At 49.0% G+C, this 2,125-nt stretch carries 3 protein-coding genes; all 3 read left to right on the top strand.

Features of this window, described 5'->3' with window-relative positions; translation table 11 throughout:
* A partial coding sequence (locus Q0236_RS00965) for a hypothetical protein (protein ID WP_297913944.1) occupies positions 1–372 on the top strand: 372 nt, incomplete at its 5' end.
* An 88-nt stretch (positions 373–460) separates the two neighbouring features.
* On the top strand, positions 461–934 hold the full coding sequence (locus Q0236_RS00970; protein ID WP_297913947.1) for a hypothetical protein: 474 nt from the start codon (positions 461–463) through the stop codon (positions 932–934).
* A complete protein-coding gene (locus tag Q0236_RS00975; RefSeq protein WP_297913950.1) occupies positions 921–1,955 on the top strand; it encodes a hypothetical protein in 1,035 nt (344 codons plus the stop codon). Before Q0236_RS00970 ends, Q0236_RS00975 begins: the two co-directional genes overlap by 14 nt.
* Positions 1,956–2,125: the final 170 nt, after the last annotated feature.

Genomic DNA, 2,125 nt, shown 5'->3' on the forward strand with positions numbered 1-2,125 from the left:
GTCTGCATCGCTAAGTTAGTAAAGCAAGCGGATGCCGGCGATATCCTAGCGGCAAACAGACTAAGGTATCCGCATGAGGCGTATATTAAGCGAGTGTGCGAAAAAGGAGTGGAAAGCTTAGGTGAGCGCGAGAAATATTATTTCCAAGATTTTCGAGGAGATCGCTGTGAGAATTTTGGCTTTAAAACACCCAAATCAAAGGGCGGCGAGGCAAATACGACGAGCAGCGGCGGTAATTTAGTGCGAGGTGATATGAACGCGACGGACGGCGAGAGAAATTTAACGCGCGAGGGTGCGAATACAATCCGCGATGAAACAGGCGTAATCAAACACGATATAAATTCTACGGAAGAGCAAAATGCTAGGCGATAAGATTAGCCTTGAAGGCGATATCGTAAATTTTATGTCGTTGGTCAAATTTGTGAAAAAATGAGTTAAAATTTATTACTCAAGGAAAAACATGGTAAAAAAGAGATCTTTAAAAATAAAAGGAAGCATATCGATTGCCATAATACTGCTTTGGGTTTATTTTTTGATTACGGCGCTGAGCGGTGATAGATACTGTGGCATATGGGATTATATTGCAAATAGTGAAGAGGATGACGCCTGCATCGCCAAGCTGATAAAGCGCGCAGACGCGGGTAGTGAATTGGCGCTCAATCGGCTTAGATACCCTAGCAAGGCGTATATCAAGCGTGTATGCGAAAGGGGAGTAGAAAACTTAGGCGAGCGAGAGAGATATTATTTCGAGCGTTTAGGCGTAGATCGTTGCGAAGCTTCAAATTTTAAAGATAACGAAGCAAACACGACGAGTGGCAGCAGTAATTTAACGCGCGCCGAGGCAAACAACGGCAAATCTGACACTGTGGGCAGCAAGGCGGATATCGCGAAGCGCAAAGGAAATTCTACGGAAGAGCAAAATGCTGGGCGATGAAAATTTAGAAAAATTTTTCTCAAAAATCGACGCGGCGGAGTTTGGAATTTCGGCGGGCTCAAAGCTCGCTTCAAAAAATCATAAACTTGCAGGAAGCGCGAGAGACGGGAGCGGCGACAAGCCCTTAAAATCACAAGACGGCGCGGAATTTCGCGGCGGACAGTCATATTCTAACGGCGCGCAGCAAGATGAAATTTTAAAATTTAATGCCAAGCCGCCGTTTGATGCCGAGCAAGTGCGTCTTGATACGGAGCAAGCACACTTAAAATTTAACGTCCGTCCATCGCAGGCAGGGCTAAGTGCCCATCTGCCGCAGGCACAGTTTAATGCCGAGCGAGCGCAGGCAAAGATCGAAAATTTCATGCGCGATCTGCTGCAAAACTATGTGCTTTGCGTAAGCGGCGCAGAATTCGCCTTCGCGGAGATCGAGGCGTATTTCACGGGCGCGGATCGCAACACTTACAAGCGCATATCGCGGGCGGGCGAGATATTTTTTCACAATTTCGGCTTTGACATTTCGTTTCGCAGCGTCCCGCAAAGCGGCGGCGGGATTTTGGTGCGAAGCCTGCGCATCCTAGGCGGTGCAGAGCTTTTGGCGGGCGGATTACCTGGTACAGCGAGCCGCTTATCTGGCTCGGAGGGCGACTTGAGCGGCTCCACGGGCAGCGGTCCGCTCAGCCCTGTCGTCGCCACACTTGTAAAAAACGGCGATTTTATCACGGGTCCGCGCAAATGCATGGGTAAAATTTTAAATCTACAAACGCGAAATTTAAGCTTTTCGCTACGGCGTGCGCCGCAAATAGCGCATGCAGCGGGCTTTAGCAACCGAATCCGACGAGGCGAGATCGTAAATGAAGCGAATTTCGGTACAAGCGCTAGCTGTGCGACGGGTACAGCGGCTGCGGCAAGGCTTGCGAATGAGCCGCGCAGGCTTACTAGCGAGGAGTTTGAAGCATATCTGAGCACGGGCTGCGCTGCGGCGAAAACATATAAAAAATCGCTGCAAAGATACGAGAGCTAAATTTTGATCAAACGGCGCGCAGCGGGCGAGCGGTAAAATTTAATGAGCTTTAAGCGGCGGCGCTATAAAATGGCGCGTCCATCAAATTTAAAGGCGGCAAATGGATCAAAGCAGGCTAGATGAATTAAAAAAGCTACTACAAAAGCGGCATCAGGAGCCGAAGCGGGGCT

Origin of the sequence: uncultured Campylobacter sp. (assembly GCF_938031315.1) — a bacterium.
Classification (GTDB): domain Bacteria; phylum Campylobacterota; class Campylobacteria; order Campylobacterales; family Campylobacteraceae; genus Campylobacter_B.